Raw genomic sequence first — 15,564 nt, forward strand, 5'->3', positions numbered from 1 at the left:
TGGAACGGCCACGGAGCGGCCCATGGAACGGCCATGGAACGGTCCACGGAAACGGCCCACGGAGCGGCCCACGGTCTGCGCCGGGCCTCCCCCGGCCCGACGAGAGGAACCAGATGCGCCGTCGTACCGGGGCACCGGCACACCCCGTGGTGCGCGGGGACGAGTCGCGCGAGGCCGGCCCGCCGCCCACCGTCCGTCCGGCCGGGAAGGCGTCCGCGCGCACGGCCGAAGGGGGCGGTTCATGAGAACCGTCAAGGGCCCCACCGACCACGTGGTGGTGGTCGGTGCCGGTCTCTCCGGACTGTCCGCCACGCTGCATCTGCTCGGCGCCGGCCGGCGGGTGACGGTCGTCGAACGCGAGGCGCTGCCCGGCGGCCGGGCCGGCCTGATCGACAGTCACGGCTACCGCATCGACACCGGACCGACCGTACTGACCATGCCGGACCTCATCGACGAGGCGTTCGCCGCGGTCGGCGAACGCCTCACCGACCGGATGGAACTGCGGGCCCTGCACCCGGCCTACCGCGCCCGGTTCGCCGACGGCAGCGAGCTGGACGTGCACTCCGATGCCCAGGCCATGGAGGCCGAGGTCGAACGGTTCGCCGGCGCCCGGGCGGCCGACGGCTACCGACGGCTGCGGCACTGGCTCCAGCAGCTGTACGCGGTCCAGCGGCACCGCTTCATCGACGCCAACTTCGACTCTCCGCTGCAGTTGCTGCACCCGGACCTGGTCCGCCTTGCCGCGCTCGGCGGCTTCGGCCGGCTCGACGACCGGATCGGCCGCTTCCTGCCGGACCCGCGGTTGCGCCGGGTCTTCTCCTTCCAGGCGCTGTACGCCGGTGTGCCGCCCGCGCGCGCCCTGGCCGCCTACGCCGTCATCGCCTACATGGACACCGTCGCCGGGGTGTACTTCCCCCGTGGCGGGATGCACGCCCTGCCCCGGGCCATGGCGGCCGCGGCCGCGGACGCCGGTGCCGCCTTCCGCTACGGCCACCCGGTCACACGCCTGGAACGCAGCGGCGACCGGATCACGGCCGTGGTCACCGCGCACGAGCGCATCCCCTGCGACGCGGTGGTCCTCACCCCCGACCTCCCGGTCGTTCACCGGCTGCTCGGCCGGCGCCCCCGCCGCCCGCTCGCGCTCCGCCACGCGCCCTCCGCCGTGGTCCTGCACGCCGGCACCGACCGGACGTGGCCGCGGCTGGCACACCACACGCTCTCCTTCGGCGCCGCGTGGGAGCGGACCTTCGACGAACTCACCCGCACCGGCCGGCTGATGAGCGACCCCTCGCTGCTGATCACCCGCCCCACCGCCACCGATCCCCGACTTGCCCCGCCCGGACGCCACTTGCACTACATCCTGGCGCCCTGCCCCAACACCGAGACCGGCCCCGGCGCCGGGGACTGGCACGACCTGGCCCCCCGGTACCGCGACAGCCTGCTCCGCGTACTGGAGCGCCGGGGACTCACCGGCATCGGTGCCGCCACCGAGGTGCACCACCTGGTCACTCCCGCCGACTGGGCCGCGCAGGGGCTCTCCGCCGGAACGCCGTTCTCCGCCGCCCACACCCTGGCGCAGACCGGCCCCTTCCGCCCCCGCAACCTGGTACGCGGCACCCGCAATGCCGTGCTGGCGGGCTGCGGCACCACCCCGGGCGTCGGCGTGCCCACCGTCCTGATCTCCGGCAAGCTCGCCGCGGCCCGGATCACCGGCCTGCGGCCCGTTCGTTCCCCCGCAGGCGCGCCCCGCCCCATCCCGAGAGGCATCCCGGCATGACCGCTCGCGAGCTGGACGCCGCAGGCATCACCGACCCCCTCCTGCGCGACGCCTACGCGCACTGCCGCCGGCTCAACGCCCGGCACGGCACGACCTACTTCCTCGCCACCCGGCTGCTGCCCGTGGCACGGCGGCCGGCCGTACACGCCCTGTACGGCTTCGCCCGCCGGGCCGACGACCTCGTCGACGAACCCGGGCCCGGCCGCTCCACCGCCGACTGCGCCCAGGCGCTCGGCGCCCTCCAGCGCTGCCTGGAAGAGGGCCTGCGCGGGGGAGCGAGCAGGGAACCGGTGGTGCGTGCGGTGGCGCACACCGCGACCGTGTACGGCATCGACCACCGGCACTTCACGGACTTCATGGCGTCGATGCGCAGCGATCTGACGGTGACGGACTACCCGACGTACGAGGACCTGCGGCGCTATGTGCACGGCTCGGCCGCGGTGATGGGGCTGGAGATGCTGCCGGTGCTCGGCACGGTCGTGCCGCAGGAGGAAGCCGCACCGCACGCCGCCGCCCTCGGTATCGCCTTCCAGCTCACCAACTTCCTGCGCGATGTCGGCGAGGACCTCGACCGGGGCCGGATCTATCTGCCCGCGGACCTGCTGGCGGCGCACGGCGTCGACCGCACACTGCTGCGGTGGAGCCGGGACACCGGCCACCGCGACCCGCGGATCACCGCGGCCATGGCGGCGGCCGCCGAGCTCACCCGCGGCGTCTACCGCGAGGCGGAGCCCGGCCTCGCCCTGCTCGATCCGGTGTCCCGCCCGTGCATCCGCACCGCGTTCGTCCTCTACCGCGCCATCCTCGATGCCGTGCGCGACGACGGGTACGCCGTGCTGCACCGCCGCTCGGTGGTCTCCCGCAGACGCCGCGCGGCCACCGCTATTGGCGGGCTGGCCCGGGTTGCCGCCGCCCGCACCGCCGCCCGCCGCCCTGCCGTGCGGCGTGCCGGGGCGCCACACCGCCCGCAGGAGGAGACCTCATGACCCGACAGGCCCGCCGGCCTCCGCGGCTCCCGGTCCGGCTGCGGCCGAGGCCCGTGCCGTGGGAAGCGCAGCGTCCGACCTGGCGCGACGCACCACCCGCGCGTATCGCCGACGCAGTCAAGGCCGCCCTCGCCCGCCCGTCCGGCAACTGGTTCGTCCTCGGCGCGACCGGCGACATCGGCGCCCACCGCGCCTTCGGCCGCACCGTCGCCGGTGTCGAGGTCGTCGCCTGGCGCGATGCGGCCGGCCGGCTGATGGCAGGGCCGGGGGCCTGTCCGCACCTCGGCGCGCCGCTGGACCAAAGCCCCGTGCACTGTGGCATCCTCCGCTGCCGTTGGCACGGACTGGCCCTGGACGGCGCTCCGTTCGCGGGCTGGGAGCCGTTCCCCGCGCACGACGACGGGCTGCTGGCCTGGGTCCGCCTCGACGAGGCCGGCGGCGAGCAGCCGCTGCCCGAGCCGGTCCTCCCCGCCCGGCCGCGGACGGCGGGTGCCGTCACCGCGGTCCACACCGTCACCGGCCGATGCGATCCCGAGGACGTGATCGCCAACCGTCTCGACCCGTGGCACGGCGCATGGTTCCACCCCTACTCCTTCGTCGACCTCACCGTGGCCGGCACCCCCTCGGGGAGTGGCGGGGAGCGGTCCGACGGCATCGCCGTCGAGGTCTCCTTCAAAGTCGCCGGGCGCGCCGTGGTGCCGGTCACGGCCCTCTTCACCGCCCCCGAGCCCCGGACGGTGGCGATGCACATCGTGGCCGGCGAGGGCCGGGGCTCCGTGGTGGAGACCCACGCCACTCCGCTGGGCCCGGACGACCGGGGGCGCCCGCGCACCGCGGTCACCGAGGCGGTCGTCGCCACGTCCCGGCGCCCCGGATTCGCCCTCGCGCGCGCGGCCGCGCCCGCCCTGCGCCCGCTGCTGCGCGCCGCCTCGCGACGGCTGTGGCGGGACGACCTGGCCTACGCCGAGCGCCGCTGGGAACTGCGCAGCAGCGGACGCCTCCCGGGCTGACACCGGCCGACGGCCCCGAGCCCCGCCGCCTCGACGGACCGGGAGCACACCCCGGTCACCGCTCCGCCCACCGCGCCGCCCACCGCAGCGCCGCGGAGCGTCCCCTGCCCGGCACGGTCCACAAGGTCTGGCCGCGCACACCCCAGCGCCTCAGCAGCGCATTGGCCGCGAGGAACCCGGTCGTCGCCGCGCGCTCCATCAGCGCCACCGGGAACGCGGTGCGCACCGCATCGCCCGCGACCACCACCCGAGGGTCGGGCGTGTGCACGGTCGGCCGGTCGCCGAAGCCGCCCACCGGGAACAGCGGGCAGTCCGCGCGCCACTCGTGCCGCCGGTCGACGATCCGGACACCGCGGGTCTCCGGGTAGACGGAGTGCAACTGCTCGACCAGGCGCCGCTGTTCGCCTGCCCGGTCGGCTCCCGGGGCGACGGCATAGGCGTGCAGTTCCAGCACCGAGCCGCCGGTGCGGGCCGCCCAGCGGGCCGCCTCCCCCTCCCAGCGCTCCAGCACGCTGACATTGTCCAGCGAGCCGAAGCCGCTGGTGCCCAGGAAACCGGGCCGGTCGGCGCGCACCCGCCGCTCCAGCCACAACCGCGACACCAGGAAGGGCGGCGCGGTCCGCAGCCGCCCGATCCGCGCCCGCCATGCGGCGTCCCCCAACCCGTCCGACGCGGCGACGAGTTGCCGCAGCCCGCCGGGGTCCAGCGCCAGCACCACCGCGTCGAACCGGCGCGCCTCGCCCTGCGCGACGACGTGCACCCCGCCGCCCGCCGCCGGCCCGACCCGCGTCACCGCCGTGTCCGTACACAGCCGTACCCCGTGCCCCGTCAGGTACCGGCCGAGGGGATGCCACAACGCCTGCGGGAAGGGCTCGGCGGGCACGTCGAACAGCAGCCCTTCGCTGGAGCCGAGAAAGTAGATGTGGAACATCAACACCAGTTCCGCGGCGGAGAGCTCTTGAGGGTCCGCGAAGAAGCTCCGGGAGAACACCTCGAACGCGAGGTGACGCGCGGCATCGGGAAAGCGGATCCGGGAGAGGAAGTCCCCGGCGCTGATGCCGTCCAGACGCTCGTAGACCTGCGGCACCCGTACGTCGAGCAGCGGCAGGGCCGCACCCGGACGCATCCGCGCCAGATCCCGCCAGGTGAACGTGGGACTGAGCGCCACAAAACCCAGTGCGCTCCACGGCGGTGTCCGGGGCACCCGCGCAAAACTGTCCCGCGGGCCCGCACGGTGGCGCAGCGGGTAGTCGGGCAGCCGTCTGAGGATGTCCAGTCCCGGGTCGACCCGGCGCAGCAGCCCCCGCAGGTTGTAGTACTGCGGGAAGAAGGCATGGAAGCCACGGCTCATCGTCGCCGTCGAGCCGTCGGCCAGCCGCACGGGCCAGCCCGCCAGCCGGCCACCGAGGTCCCCTGCGCGTTCGTACAGCGTCACCCGCACCCCCCGCTCGGCCAGCGCGGTCGCGGCGGAGAGGCCCGCGATACCCCCGCCCACCACCGCCACACCGGGTCCGTCGGGCGCGGCCCGCTCCCGCCCCGGCGGCCCCGGCACCCGTTGCGCCCGGCGGTCGCGTCCGTGCCGCAAGGCACCGCCCCGCTCACGTCCGCAGATCACGATCTCTCCCGCAGGGCGCGCCCCGTGGACGGTTCGCCCTGGTGCGGCAGTGTCATGGCTGACTCTCCTCCGGTCTTCGGGGACGTGCGACGGGCCGGTTCACCGCACCGTGGTCCGACGGGGCAGCAGCGGAAGTTCGGCGGCGGTGCGGAGCATGGGCGGCACCGGGGTGTGCAGGCCGATGGTGAGGTCCTCCCACAGGCGGGAGCGGCCGTCGAGAAACCGCAGCAGCCGCTCCATCGGCACCGTGCGGAACAGCCCGGTGAAGAACTCGGCTCCGTCCACCCGGCCGCAGTCCAGTGCACGCAGCAGCACGGCGTCCATCGCCCGGTGCCAGGCGGTGTGCGCAGGAGGGGGGAGCGGGGTCCGGCCTGCCAGGAGGGCGGCCGCGATGTGCGCGGACTGCCGTTGTACGGCGGCAAAGGTGTATCCGGTCGACGCACGGGTGGCGCCGCCCGCGGTCCCGATGCGGAACACCGAGCGGCCCGCCCGCCGCGGAAACCGGCCGTCGGTCATCGGGATCGCGCCCTGCTCGGTGGCGGTCACCCGGAACCCGTCCAGCCGCAGGACCTGCGCGGTGTACCGGCGCAACGCCCGCTCGTAGGCGGCGGTGTTGCCGATCCGGCGGGAGAACTCCGTGTACTCCACCAGCGCGGTGCGCTCGCTCAGCGGCAGGACATACCCGAAGGACAGGCCGTGAGCGGGCTGCGGGGTGCGGAAGTCCATCAGATCCGCGGTCCCGGGATCGAACGCCGGCCGCCCGGTGCGGACGAACCAGCCCCGGAAGTGCTGCTGGAGAGTGGTACGGGCCGGCGGGAGCCGGACGCCCGGACGGGAGTCGAAGGCCCAGCGCGCCCGGAAGACCACCGGCCGCCCGGCCTCGTCGTGCCCCCGTACCTCCGCGCCCTCGGCGGCGTCCCGCACGGACTCCACGGTCGCGGTGGCCCGGACGACGGTGCTCCGGCCGGAGAGGCGGGCGCCGACGAGGGCCTCGAAGTCGCGCGAGCGCAGCATCTTGTACCGGAAGGGTGCGGGCCGTCCTTCCGTCGCCGCCCCGTCGGGGCCGTGCACCCGAAGCCGCTCCCACGAAGCGGTCAGCGCGGCGTCGAACGCGCCGTCCGGCGCTTCCCAGTAACACCAGGTCCGTTCCTGCGGGGTGCGCGGCCCGTGCGGGGCGTCGACGAGCAGCACCCTTGGCTGCCGGTCGCCCGCCGCGGATGCGCACAGCCGGTAGGCGAGCGACAGCCCGGCCGCTCCCGCGCCGACGATGACGGCATCCGCGTCCCGCACGCCCGGTCCTCCCTGCGCCTCGATGAGCCCGACGGTGATCCTTCCGCAGCCAGGGGCCGGGAGGCGGTGTCCGACGCGCGGGAAACCGGTGGGCCGATCGACGCCCGGGCCCCGTGGCCACTTTGACTACCGGCCAGGAGCCCAGGAGCACAGGAGCACAGGAGCGCACGGTGGCGGGCCGGCACCGTGGTGGCCGGGCCCGCCCGCGGCGCCCGCCGCGGCATAGGCCAGAATCCTTTCCGACCAATCCAGGTGTCGCCCGGCGCCGAATCACTGGTGACCCTGTCACAGTCCGGAGGTGTCCATGCCCGTCGCAGCCCGCGGCGACCGATCCTCAGCGCCGCATTCCGGTGCCCTGGAATCACTGCTCGACCGCGTCTCCCGCGGTGACCAGCAAGCGTTCGAGAGTCTCTACACAGCAGTGGCCGGTGCCGTTCTGGGTCTGGTGCGCCGGGTGGTACGCGATCCCGCCCAGTCCGAGGAGGTGGCACAGGAGGTGCTGATCGAGGTGTGGCGGTCCGCGGCCCGCTACGACGCGCGGCAGGGCAGCGCCATGGCCTGGATCATGACCTTGACCCACCGGCGCGCGGTGGACCGGGTGCGCTCGGCCCAGGCGGCGGCCGACCGCGACCACCGGGCCGGGGTGCACGGCTACACCGCGGCCTTCGACGAGGTCAGCGAACAGGTCGAACGGCGGTTGGAGCGTGAGCAGGTGCGCCGCTGTCTGGGGCAGCTCACCGAACTCCAACGGGAGTCGGTGACGCTTGCCTACTACCGCGGGTACACCTACCGGGAGACCGCCGATCTGCTGGGCACGGCGCTGGGCACGGTCAAGACCCGGCTGCGTGACGGACTGATCCGGCTCCGCGACTGCCTGGGGGTGTCGGCATGAACACCGTCGATCTGCACACGCTCACCGGTGCCTACGCCCTGGGTGCGCTGTCCGGGCAGGAGGCGGCGGAGTTCGCCCGCCACCTCGCCCAGTGCGAGGCCTGCGCCCGGGAAGTGCGGGAGCTGCAGGAAACCGCGGCCCGGCTCGCCCTGGCGGTCGCCGAAGTGCCCCCGGCGGACCTCCGGATGCGGGTGATGGCGGCCCTTCCCGAGGTCCGGCAGCTTCCCCCGATCCAGCGCGAGGCCACGGTGGTCCCGCTGCGCCGACGGGCGCGGCATCGCCTGCCCTACCTCGCGGCCGCCGCCTGCCTGGCCGTCGCCGCGGTCGCCGGCGCACTGGCCGTCGATGCCCGCTACGACGCCGACCAGCAGCGCGACCGTACCGCGCGCGCCGAGGCACAGGCGGCCGAGGTCAGTGCCCTGATGACCGCGCCGGACGCCACCTTCCACACCACGGCCTTCAAGGGCGGGGGCAGCGGGACCGTGGTGGCCTCCAAGCGGATGGGACGGACCGCCTTCCTCTACCACGGCCTGCCGGCACTGCCGGGACAGCGGGTGTACGAACTCTGGTACAGCCGCAACGGCACGATGGTGCCCGCCGGACTCGTCGAGCCCGGCCGCTCCTCGGGCACGATGCTGCTGACCGGCGGACCGCAGGGCGCGGACGGAGTCGGCGTCACGGCCGAGCCCCCGGGCGGCTCCAGCAGTCCCACCAGTCCGCCGCTGGGTCTCCTGCGGGTGTGAGCTGAAGGAAACGACGGGTGACACCGGCGGCCGGCCGTCCCAGGGCCGGCCGCCGGTGTCTTTCGGGTGTCCCATGGCCGGTCGTGGGGCAGCCGGCCCCCGGCCCGTCGGCCGCCCCACGGCCGGCCGCCCGTCCTGTCGAACGTCCCCCGGCCGGCCGGCAGGCACCCCCGCCCTCTCCGAGCGACCTGCCCGACCCCGACCCACCGCGCGCCACGGACTCCGGCTCATCGCCGTGGCCCGGCACATCACGACCAATCCACCCCGCCCCCGGCACCGAATCCCTCGGTGAGCGGGCCGCCGCACCCCGGACGCGGCCCCGCCCCGACATGAGGAGGCACCTGCTGTGGAGCGCCGACGGATAGCTGTGGTGGGCGGCGGGGTGGCGGGACTCACCGCCGCGTATGTGCTGCAGCAAGGCGGCTGTGAGGTATCGCTGTACGAGGCGGACGACCGTCTCGGCGGTCACGCCCACACCCACGAGACGGCCTCGTCGGACGGCCGGGTGGTACGCGTCGACACCGGCTTCATCGTCCACAACGAACGCACCTACCCGCTGCTGCTGCGGCTGTTCGGCGAACTCGGGGTGGCCACCCAGGACTCCGAGATGAGCATGTCCGTACGGTGCGAGGGCTGCGGCCTGGAGTACGCCGGCGCCCGCGGTGCTGCCGGGCTGTTCGCCCAGCCGCGCAGCGCCCTGCGCGGGCGCTATCTGCGGATGCTGACCGAGATCCGGGCCTTCCACCGCGCGGCGCGCACCGCGCTCGCCGCAGAGCGCGGGGACACGCCGACCCTCGGAAGATTCCTGAGCAATTGCGGCTTCTCACGGTATTTCGTCACCCACTTCGTCACCCCGCTGGTCTCCGCGGTGTGGTCCTGCGCGCCCACGACCGCCGTGCAGTACCCGGCCGTCTACCTGTTCCGTTTCCTCGAACACCACGGGCTGTTGTCCGTCGGCGGCTCCCCGCAGTGGAAAACGGTGACCGGCGGCTCGGTGGAGTACGTCGGCCGGGTCGCCAAGCAGCTCACGGCGGTCCGCACCGGCACTCCGGTGCGGGCGGTGCACCGCGGCCACGACCGGGCCGGGATCGTGACCGAGGACGGCACGGAACGCCCGTACGACGCGGTGGTGGTGGCCGTCCACCCCGACCAGGCCCTGCGGCTGCTCGCCGACCCCACCGACGACGAACGGCGGGTCCTGGGCGCGTTCTCCTACTCGCGCAACACCACCCTGCTCCACCGTGACACCTCGCTGCTGCCCCGCGCACGCGCGGCCCGGGCCTCGTGGAACTACCTGATGGACTCCTGCGCCACCCCCGCGGACAAGGTGCAGGTCAGCTACCACATGAACCGATTGCAGCGGCTGGACACCCCGGAGGACTACCTCGTCACTCTCAACGCCACCGACCGGGTCGGGGCCGACCGGGTCCTGGCGCGGATGGTCTACGAACACCCCCTCTACACACCGGAGTCGGTCGCCGCCCAGCAGAGCCTGCCGCAGCTGAACACGGCGGTCACCGCCTTCGCGGGCGCCTACCACGGCTGGGGCTTCCACGAGGACGGCTGCCGCTCCGGGGTCCAGGCCGCCGCGGCCCTGGGGGTGCGCTGGTGACACCCCGAACGGCCGCCCCGGCCACCGTCCCCGCCACCGGAGTCCGCACACCCGCGCTCTACGAGTGCCTGGTCTCCCACGCCCGCACGGCCCCGGTGCACCACTCCCTGCGCCACCACACCTACCTGTGGCTGGTCGATCTCGACCGTCCGCCGCGGCTCCCGCCCGCCCTGCGCCCGCTGGCCCGGTTCGACCCCCGGGATCACTTCGCCGGCACCGCACCGACCATCCGGGCCGGTCTGGAACGGTTCCTGACGAGCCGTGGGGTACGGCTGGACGGCGGGCGGGTGCTGATGCTCGCGCACGCCAGGGTCCTGGGCCATGTCTTCAATCCGCTGACGCTGTACTGGTGCCACGACGCCGGCGGCGCGCCGGTCTGCGTCGTGGCCGAGGTGCACAACACGTACGGCGAGCGCCACTGCTACCTGCTGCACACCGACGAGCAGGGCCGGGCGGACGTGGCCAAGGACTTCTACGTCTCACCGTTCTTCCCGGTCGACGGTGCCTACCGGATGCGCCTGCCCGAACCGGCCGGCCGGCTCGATCTGACCGTACAACTGCGGCGTGGTGACACCAGGCCGTTCACCGCGACCGTGCGCGGCACCCGGCGGCCCGCGACCCCGGGGCACCTGCTGGCCACGGTGCTGCGCCACCCCTGGTCGACGGCCGCGGTCACCGCCGGGATCCGCCGCCACGGCATCGCCCTGCTCCTGCGAGGTCTGCCCGTCCGGACCCGCCCCCGTCACCGTATCCAGGAAGGTATGCAGTGAAGACTTCCGTCCCGGACCGCACCGAAGCCGGTGCCGCCCTCGCTCCGGCCGCCGCACCCACCACGGCCCGGGAGCGGGTGGACCCTGCCAAGTGGCCGGATGTGGCGCGCCGTCCGCGCGGCGCGGCCGCCCGTACCGCCGTGACCCGGCTCCTCGTCCGACGGGCCCTCGCCTCCCTGCCGCTGCGGGTCGCACTCGGCGACGACCCCGTCACGGGCGTCGAGGGGCCCCTGCTGCGGGTGCACGACCCGGACGCGTTCTTCCGCCGGATCGGTGCCGACGGGCTGATCGGCTTCGGCGAGTCCTATATGGCGGGGGAGTGGGACACGGACGAGCTGGTCGGCGCGCTGACCGTCCTCGCGTCCCACCTCACCTCACTGGTGCCCCGCCCCCTGCAGCGGCTGCGCGGCGCCTGGGCGCACCGCCGGCCGAGCGCACAGCGCAACACACCGGAGGGCGCACGGGAGAACATCCACCGTCACTACGACCTGTCCAACGACCTGTTCGCGCTCTTCCTGGACCGGACGATGACGTACTCCTCGGCCCTCTTCCCCCGGCGCCCCGCCGCATGGAGCGATCTGGCCGACGCCCAGCACCGCAAGATCGACCGGCTGCTGGACCTGGCCGGCGTCGGTGAGGGCACGCGGCTGCTGGAGATCGGCACCGGCTGGGGAGAGCTGGCCCTGCGCGCCGCCGCCCGCGGCGCCCGCGTGCTCTCCGTGACCCTGTCACAGGAGCAGCGCGCGCTCGCCCTGGCGCGTATCGCGCAGGCCGGTTACGCGGACCGGGTCTCGGTCGAACTGTGTGACTACCGGCAGGTGACCGGGGTCCACGACGCCGTGGTGAGCGTGGAGATGATCGAGGCGGTCGGCGAGGACTACTGGCCCGTCTACTTCGAGACCCTCGAACGCCTGCTGGTGCCCGGTGGCCGGATCGCGCTCCAGGCGATCACCATGCCGCACGACCGGATGCGCGCCACCCGCACCACCTACACCTGGATCCACAAGTACATCTTCCCCGGCGGCCTGATCCCCTCCGTCCAGGCCATCGAGGAGTGCGCCGCACCCGCCGGCCTACGGGTCCAGGAGAACGACGGATTCGGCGGCCACTACGCCGAGACGCTGCGGCTGTGGCGCGAGCGCTTCACCGCACAGCCCGCCACGGTCGGCGCACTGGGCTTCGACGGGGTGTTCCGCCGGATGTGGGAGTTCTATCTGGCCTACAGCGAGGCCGGATTCCGCGCCGGCTACCTGGACGTACGCCAGCTGCTCCTGACCAAGGCCGCTGCGACGGCGCAGCAGGGAGGCCTGTGATGAGGCAGGTCGCGCCCCGTCTGGCCGCGCTGCTCGCGGGCCACTTCGCGGGAAATCCGCCGGTGCGGCTGCGCGCCTGGGACGGCAGCGAAGCCGGGCCGAAGGCGGCGCCGGTCGTGGTGCTGCGCTCACCCCGGGCGCTGCGCCGTCTGCTGTGGCAGCCCGGTGAACTCGGCCTGGCGCAGGCGTACATCGCCGGTGATCTGGACATCGAGGGCGACCTCGCCGACGGTCTGAGCAGAGTGTGGCGCTCGGTGCGGGAACACGGCCCGGCGCCCACCGCTCCCGGCCCCGGGCAACTGGCCAGGACGGCCCTGACCGCACTGCGGCTCGGCGCACTGGGCCCGCGCCCGCCCGCGCCCGGGGCCCCGCGGGCACGGCTGCGGGGCGCTCTGCACAGCACCGCCCGCGACCGGGCCGCCATCAGCCATCACTACGACCTGTCCAACGACTGGTACGCCCTGCTGCTGGACGAGACCATGACCTACTCCTGCGGCTACTGGAAACGCCCCGCCGACCCGTCCTACGGCCCGGCCGACGCCCAGCGCGACAAACTGGAGCTGGTCTGCCGCAAGCTGGGCCTTCGCCCCGGTGCCCGCCTCCTGGACATCGGCTGCGGCTGGGGCAGCCTCGCGCTCCACGCGGCGCGGGAGCACCACGCACAGGTCACCGCGGTCACGCTCTCGCGAGAGCAGCACGAATTCGTGACCGCCCGCGTGCGGGAGCTGGGGCTGACCGAGCGGGTCGACGTCGAACTCCGGCACTACCGGTACATCACGATGGACGGCTACGACGCGGTGTGCGCGATCGAGATGGGCGAGCATGTGGGCGACGCCGAGTACCCGGGTTTCGCCGCCCGGTTGCACGCCCTGGTGCGCCCCGGAGGGCGGGTGCTGATCCAGCAGATGTCCCGTGGCGCCGCCGCACCCGGAGGCGGTGCCTTCATCGAGTCCTACATCGCCCCCGATATGCATATGCGCCCCCTGGGCGAGACCGTGGGCCTGCTGGAGGCCGGCGGGCTGGAGGTGCGCTCGGTCGAGTCGCTGCGGGAACACTACGCACGGACCATCGCCGCCTGGCACCACACGCTGGAGACCCGCTGGGAGGAGTTCATCGCGCTGGCAGGGGAACCGACCGCCCGGGTGTGGCGGCTCTATCTGGCCGGTGCCGGCCTGGCGTTCACCGAGCGCCGCATGGGCGTCGACCAGATCCTCGCCGTACGCACCGCACCGGACGGGGAGGCCGGTATGCCGGCGACGCCTTACGGCTGGTATGCGCGGGAAACACGGCAATGACCGGATTGCCCTGGGCGGCCTTTGCCGTCAACCTCGCCGTGGCGGCCGGTGCCGCGCTCGCCGTCATGCTCACCACGTTCGCCGTCGCCCGGGCCAAGGGGGCGCACCGGCTGGCGGACATCGCCTGGGGCGCGGCGTTCACGGCGGTGGCGCTGACGACGGGTGTCCTGTCCGCCGGTTACGGGGACGACGGCCGGCGGGTCCTGGTCACGGTCGCCACGGCGGTGTGGGGGCTGCGGCTGTCCGTCCATATCGCCCGGCGCGGGCGCGGGCACGGCGAGGACCCCCGCTACGAGCGGCTGCTGGCCAAGGCCCCCGGCAGCCGCGACGCTTACGCCCTGCGCACGGTGTACCTGTTGCAGGGCGGGCTGGTGTGGCTGATCTCGCTCCCGGTGCAGGTGGCTCAGTACGTTGCGGTGCCGCTGGGGCCGAGCGCCGTCGCCGGCGGGGTGGTGTGGGCGACCGGCTTCGTCTTCGAGAGCATCGGCGATTTCCAGCTCGGCCGGTTCAGAGCCAACCCCGGCAACCGGGGCCGCGTCATGGACCGCGGCCTGTGGGCCTGGACCCGGCACCCCAACTACTTCGGCGACTTCCTCGTCTGGTGGGGGCTGTTCCTGCCGGCCTGCGGCACCCCGCAGAGCGCCGCGGTCGCCGTGGTCTCGCCACTGGTGATGTCCTACCTCCTGATCTACGGCAGCGGTAAGAGACTGCTGGAGAACCACCTGGGCGACCGCCCCGGATACGCTGCCTACACGGCCCGCACCAGCGGTTTCTTCCCCCTGCCACCGCGCCGGCACCCCCACCCGGAGGACACCCGCCCATGACCACAGGCCCCCAACGGCGCACGGACCCCGGCGACGGCGATGGCGACGGCAACGGCGACGGCAACGGCGATGACAGCGGTATGAACCTGGGCATGGGCATGGGCATGGGCACTGGCGGCGACGGCGGCGACGGCGGCAGCGGCGGCGGGCGCCGGGGCCCGCACCGGCCGCTGCTCGTCCATCGCCATCCGGATCCGCCACGGGCCGCGGTGCTGCTGCTGCACGGGGGCCGGGCGGACGGCCGCACTCCGCCGCCGCGGCTCAACCTTCCCGCACTGCGGATGCGGCCCTTCGGATCCGCGATGTCCCGGGCACCGGGCGGGCGGAAGCTGCTGCTCGCCTCCGTGCGCTACCGCTGCCGCGGCTGGAACGGCCCGCAGGCGGACGCCGCCCAGGACGCCCGCCGGGCGCTCGACGAGCTGGCCGCGCTCGCCGCTGACGTCCCGGTCGTGCTCGTCGGCCACTCCATGGGCGGCCGGGCCGCCCTGCACACCGGCGGGCATCCGGCGGTCCGCGGCATCGTCGCGCTCGCGCCGTGGTGCCCGCCCGGGGAACCCGTCTCCCATCTGCGCGACCGGACCGTCGTCCTGCTGCACGACAACCGCGACCGGATCACCGACGCCGAGGGCTCCCGGCTCTTCGCCGACCGCGCCCGGCAGTCGGGGGCCCGGGCGCACTCGGTCGCCATGCCGCGCGGCGGCCACACCATGCTCCGCGGCGCCCGTGAGTGGCACCGGCTGACTGTGAGGCTCGTCACTGCCATCCTGGACGGTGCGCCGTTGCAGGTGCCGGCCGCAGAGAGTTCGCCTCCCGGGTAGCGGCCCGTATCCCGCACACCAGCCCCGTACGGCACACCTCTTTGCACGCGTCCCGTCAGTCGCAGACGAGGCGGGTACGGAGGGGAAGGTGCACCCGATCCGGCGCGCGGTTACGCGCCTCCTGGATTGCCGTGCCGGGGCCCTTCCGCGTGCTCAAGTCCCGTGTGGGGAAGTCTTCTTCAGGGTGGGCAATCGGTGTGCGCGCTTCCCCGAACGGGCCGTCAGGGCGTGCCTCGACGGCGGTACTTGGCAAGGCCGGCGAGTACGTGATCGTCGCATTTGCGTCAAGAGGATCGCCGGAAACGAGCAAATGAGGCAACTTACTGACCAGATTGTCGCGTCTTCCGTGCAGAGTCATCAAACGGGGCCTTGAAGTGTGCCCCGTGCCAAGGGCTCAGAAACCGGGCTTCGAAGGAGAAGGTATGCGACCGTTTGCGTTGAGCTACGCCCGTCCGGCGGTGAAATCACCGACCACCACCCCTTATAGCTATGACGCCACGCGGCAACTCAACGTCCTCCCGGACGGGCGCCCGGCTACCTGTAGCCGGGCGGTGCTGCTGGCAACCGGCACCACCGCCTCCACCGCCGGTTCCAAGACCCACTTCGACGACTGAGCGCC

The 15,564-nt window shown here is 73.9% G+C and carries 14 protein-coding genes; 12 read left to right on the forward strand and 2 right to left on the reverse strand.

Features of this window, described 5'->3' with window-relative positions; all coding sequences use genetic code 11:
• Positions 1–241 precede the first annotated feature (241 nt).
• The 3 genes from crtI to ACF088_RS08865 are packed head-to-tail and all read left to right on the forward strand — an operon-like array spanning position 242 to position 3,773.
• Positions 242–1,777, forward strand: coding sequence for a phytoene desaturase family protein (gene crtI / locus ACF088_RS08855; protein WP_392374702.1), 1,536 nt, complete (start codon positions 242–244; stop codon positions 1,775–1,777).
• Positions 1,774–2,763 carry a phytoene/squalene synthase family protein gene (locus tag ACF088_RS08860; protein WP_392374703.1) on the forward strand — a complete coding sequence of 330 codons (990 nt, stop codon included), beginning with the start codon at positions 1,774–1,776 and terminating at the stop codon, positions 2,761–2,763. The genes crtI and ACF088_RS08860 overlap by 4 nt, the downstream gene beginning before the upstream one ends.
• Positions 2,760–3,773, forward strand: a complete 1,014-nt coding sequence (locus tag ACF088_RS08865) for a DUF5914 domain-containing protein (protein WP_392374704.1) — start codon at positions 2,760–2,762, stop codon at positions 3,771–3,773. Before ACF088_RS08860 ends, ACF088_RS08865 begins: the two co-directional genes overlap by 4 nt.
• Before the next feature lie 55 nt (positions 3,774–3,828).
• On the opposite strand, the gene ACF088_RS08870 is transcribed toward ACF088_RS08865, so the two are convergent.
• Together ACF088_RS08870 and ACF088_RS08875 are read right to left on the reverse strand one after the other, a co-directional pair.
• Positions 3,829–5,388, reverse strand: a complete 1,560-nt coding sequence (locus ACF088_RS08870; protein WP_392374705.1) for an FAD-dependent oxidoreductase — start codon at positions 5,386–5,388, stop codon at positions 3,829–3,831.
• Positions 5,389–5,487: 99 nt separating this feature from the next.
• Positions 5,488–6,678 (reverse strand): lycopene cyclase family protein, encoded by a 1,191-nt coding sequence (locus ACF088_RS08875; protein WP_392374706.1) that lies wholly within the window; start codon positions 6,676–6,678, stop codon positions 5,488–5,490.
• A gap of 304 nt (positions 6,679–6,982) precedes the next feature.
• Here ACF088_RS08875 and sigK point away from each other — a divergent pair, with 304 nt between their 5' ends.
• The 9 genes from sigK to tgmA all read left to right on the forward strand — a co-directional run bounded on the left by sigK (position 6,983) and on the right by tgmA (position 15,559).
• A complete protein-coding gene (gene sigK / locus ACF088_RS08880) occupies positions 6,983–7,570 on the forward strand; it encodes an ECF RNA polymerase sigma factor SigK (protein WP_392374707.1) in 588 nt (195 codons plus the stop codon).
• On the forward strand, positions 7,567–8,313 hold the full coding sequence (locus tag ACF088_RS08885; protein WP_392374708.1) for an anti-sigma factor domain-containing protein: 747 nt from the start codon (positions 7,567–7,569) through the stop codon (positions 8,311–8,313). Before sigK ends, ACF088_RS08885 begins: the two co-directional genes overlap by 4 nt.
• A gap of 346 nt (positions 8,314–8,659) precedes the next feature.
• Complete coding sequence (locus tag ACF088_RS08890) at positions 8,660–9,925, forward strand: NAD(P)/FAD-dependent oxidoreductase (RefSeq protein ID WP_392374709.1); 1,266 nt, start codon at positions 8,660–8,662, stop codon at positions 9,923–9,925.
• A complete protein-coding gene (locus ACF088_RS08895) occupies positions 9,922–10,695 on the forward strand; it encodes a DUF1365 domain-containing protein (RefSeq protein ID WP_392374710.1) in 774 nt (257 codons plus the stop codon). Before ACF088_RS08890 ends, ACF088_RS08895 begins: the two co-directional genes overlap by 4 nt.
• Positions 10,692–12,008, forward strand: coding sequence for a class I SAM-dependent methyltransferase (locus ACF088_RS08900; RefSeq protein ID WP_392374711.1), 1,317 nt, complete (start codon positions 10,692–10,694; stop codon positions 12,006–12,008). Before ACF088_RS08895 ends, ACF088_RS08900 begins: the two co-directional genes overlap by 4 nt.
• Positions 12,008–13,303 (forward strand): class I SAM-dependent methyltransferase, encoded by a 1,296-nt coding sequence (locus tag ACF088_RS08905; RefSeq protein ID WP_392374712.1) that lies wholly within the window; start codon positions 12,008–12,010, stop codon positions 13,301–13,303. Before ACF088_RS08900 ends, ACF088_RS08905 begins: the two co-directional genes overlap by 1 nt.
• Complete coding sequence (locus tag ACF088_RS08910) at positions 13,300–14,127, forward strand: DUF1295 domain-containing protein (RefSeq protein ID WP_392374713.1); 828 nt, start codon at positions 13,300–13,302, stop codon at positions 14,125–14,127. Before ACF088_RS08905 ends, ACF088_RS08910 begins: the two co-directional genes overlap by 4 nt.
• Before the next feature lie 104 nt (positions 14,128–14,231).
• On the forward strand, positions 14,232–14,945 hold the full coding sequence (locus ACF088_RS08915; protein ID WP_392375001.1) for an alpha/beta fold hydrolase: 714 nt from the start codon (positions 14,232–14,234) through the stop codon (positions 14,943–14,945).
• Between the two features lie 422 nt (positions 14,946–15,367).
• Positions 15,368–15,559 carry a putative ATP-grasp-modified RiPP gene (gene tgmA / locus ACF088_RS08920; protein WP_030079154.1) on the forward strand — a complete coding sequence of 64 codons (192 nt, stop codon included), beginning with the start codon at positions 15,368–15,370 and terminating at the stop codon, positions 15,557–15,559.
• Positions 15,560–15,564 lie beyond the last annotated feature (5 nt).

The organism is Streptomyces sp. NPDC015125, assembly GCF_043080045.1.
In the GTDB taxonomy this organism is placed as follows: domain Bacteria; phylum Actinomycetota; class Actinomycetes; order Streptomycetales; family Streptomycetaceae; genus Streptomyces.

Coding starts and splice junctions, on each gene's coding strand:
- crtI (WP_392374702.1), top strand. CDS start 242: ATGAGAACCGTCAAGGGCCCCACCGACCACGTGGTGGTGGTCGGTGCC.
- ACF088_RS08860 (WP_392374703.1), top strand. CDS start 1,774: ATGACCGCTCGCGAGCTGGACGCCGCAGGCATCACCGACCCCCTCCTG.
- ACF088_RS08865 (WP_392374704.1), top strand. CDS start 2,760: ATGACCCGACAGGCCCGCCGGCCTCCGCGGCTCCCGGTCCGGCTGCGG.
- sigK (WP_392374707.1), top strand. CDS start 6,983: ATGCCCGTCGCAGCCCGCGGCGACCGATCCTCAGCGCCGCATTCCGGT.
- ACF088_RS08885 (WP_392374708.1), top strand. CDS start 7,567: ATGAACACCGTCGATCTGCACACGCTCACCGGTGCCTACGCCCTGGGT.
- ACF088_RS08905 (WP_392374712.1), top strand. CDS start 12,008: ATGAGGCAGGTCGCGCCCCGTCTGGCCGCGCTGCTCGCGGGCCACTTC.
- ACF088_RS08910 (WP_392374713.1), top strand. CDS start 13,300: ATGACCGGATTGCCCTGGGCGGCCTTTGCCGTCAACCTCGCCGTGGCG.
- ACF088_RS08915 (WP_392375001.1), top strand. CDS start 14,232: ATGGGCACTGGCGGCGACGGCGGCGACGGCGGCAGCGGCGGCGGGCGC.
- tgmA (WP_030079154.1), top strand. CDS start 15,368: ATGCGACCGTTTGCGTTGAGCTACGCCCGTCCGGCGGTGAAATCACCG.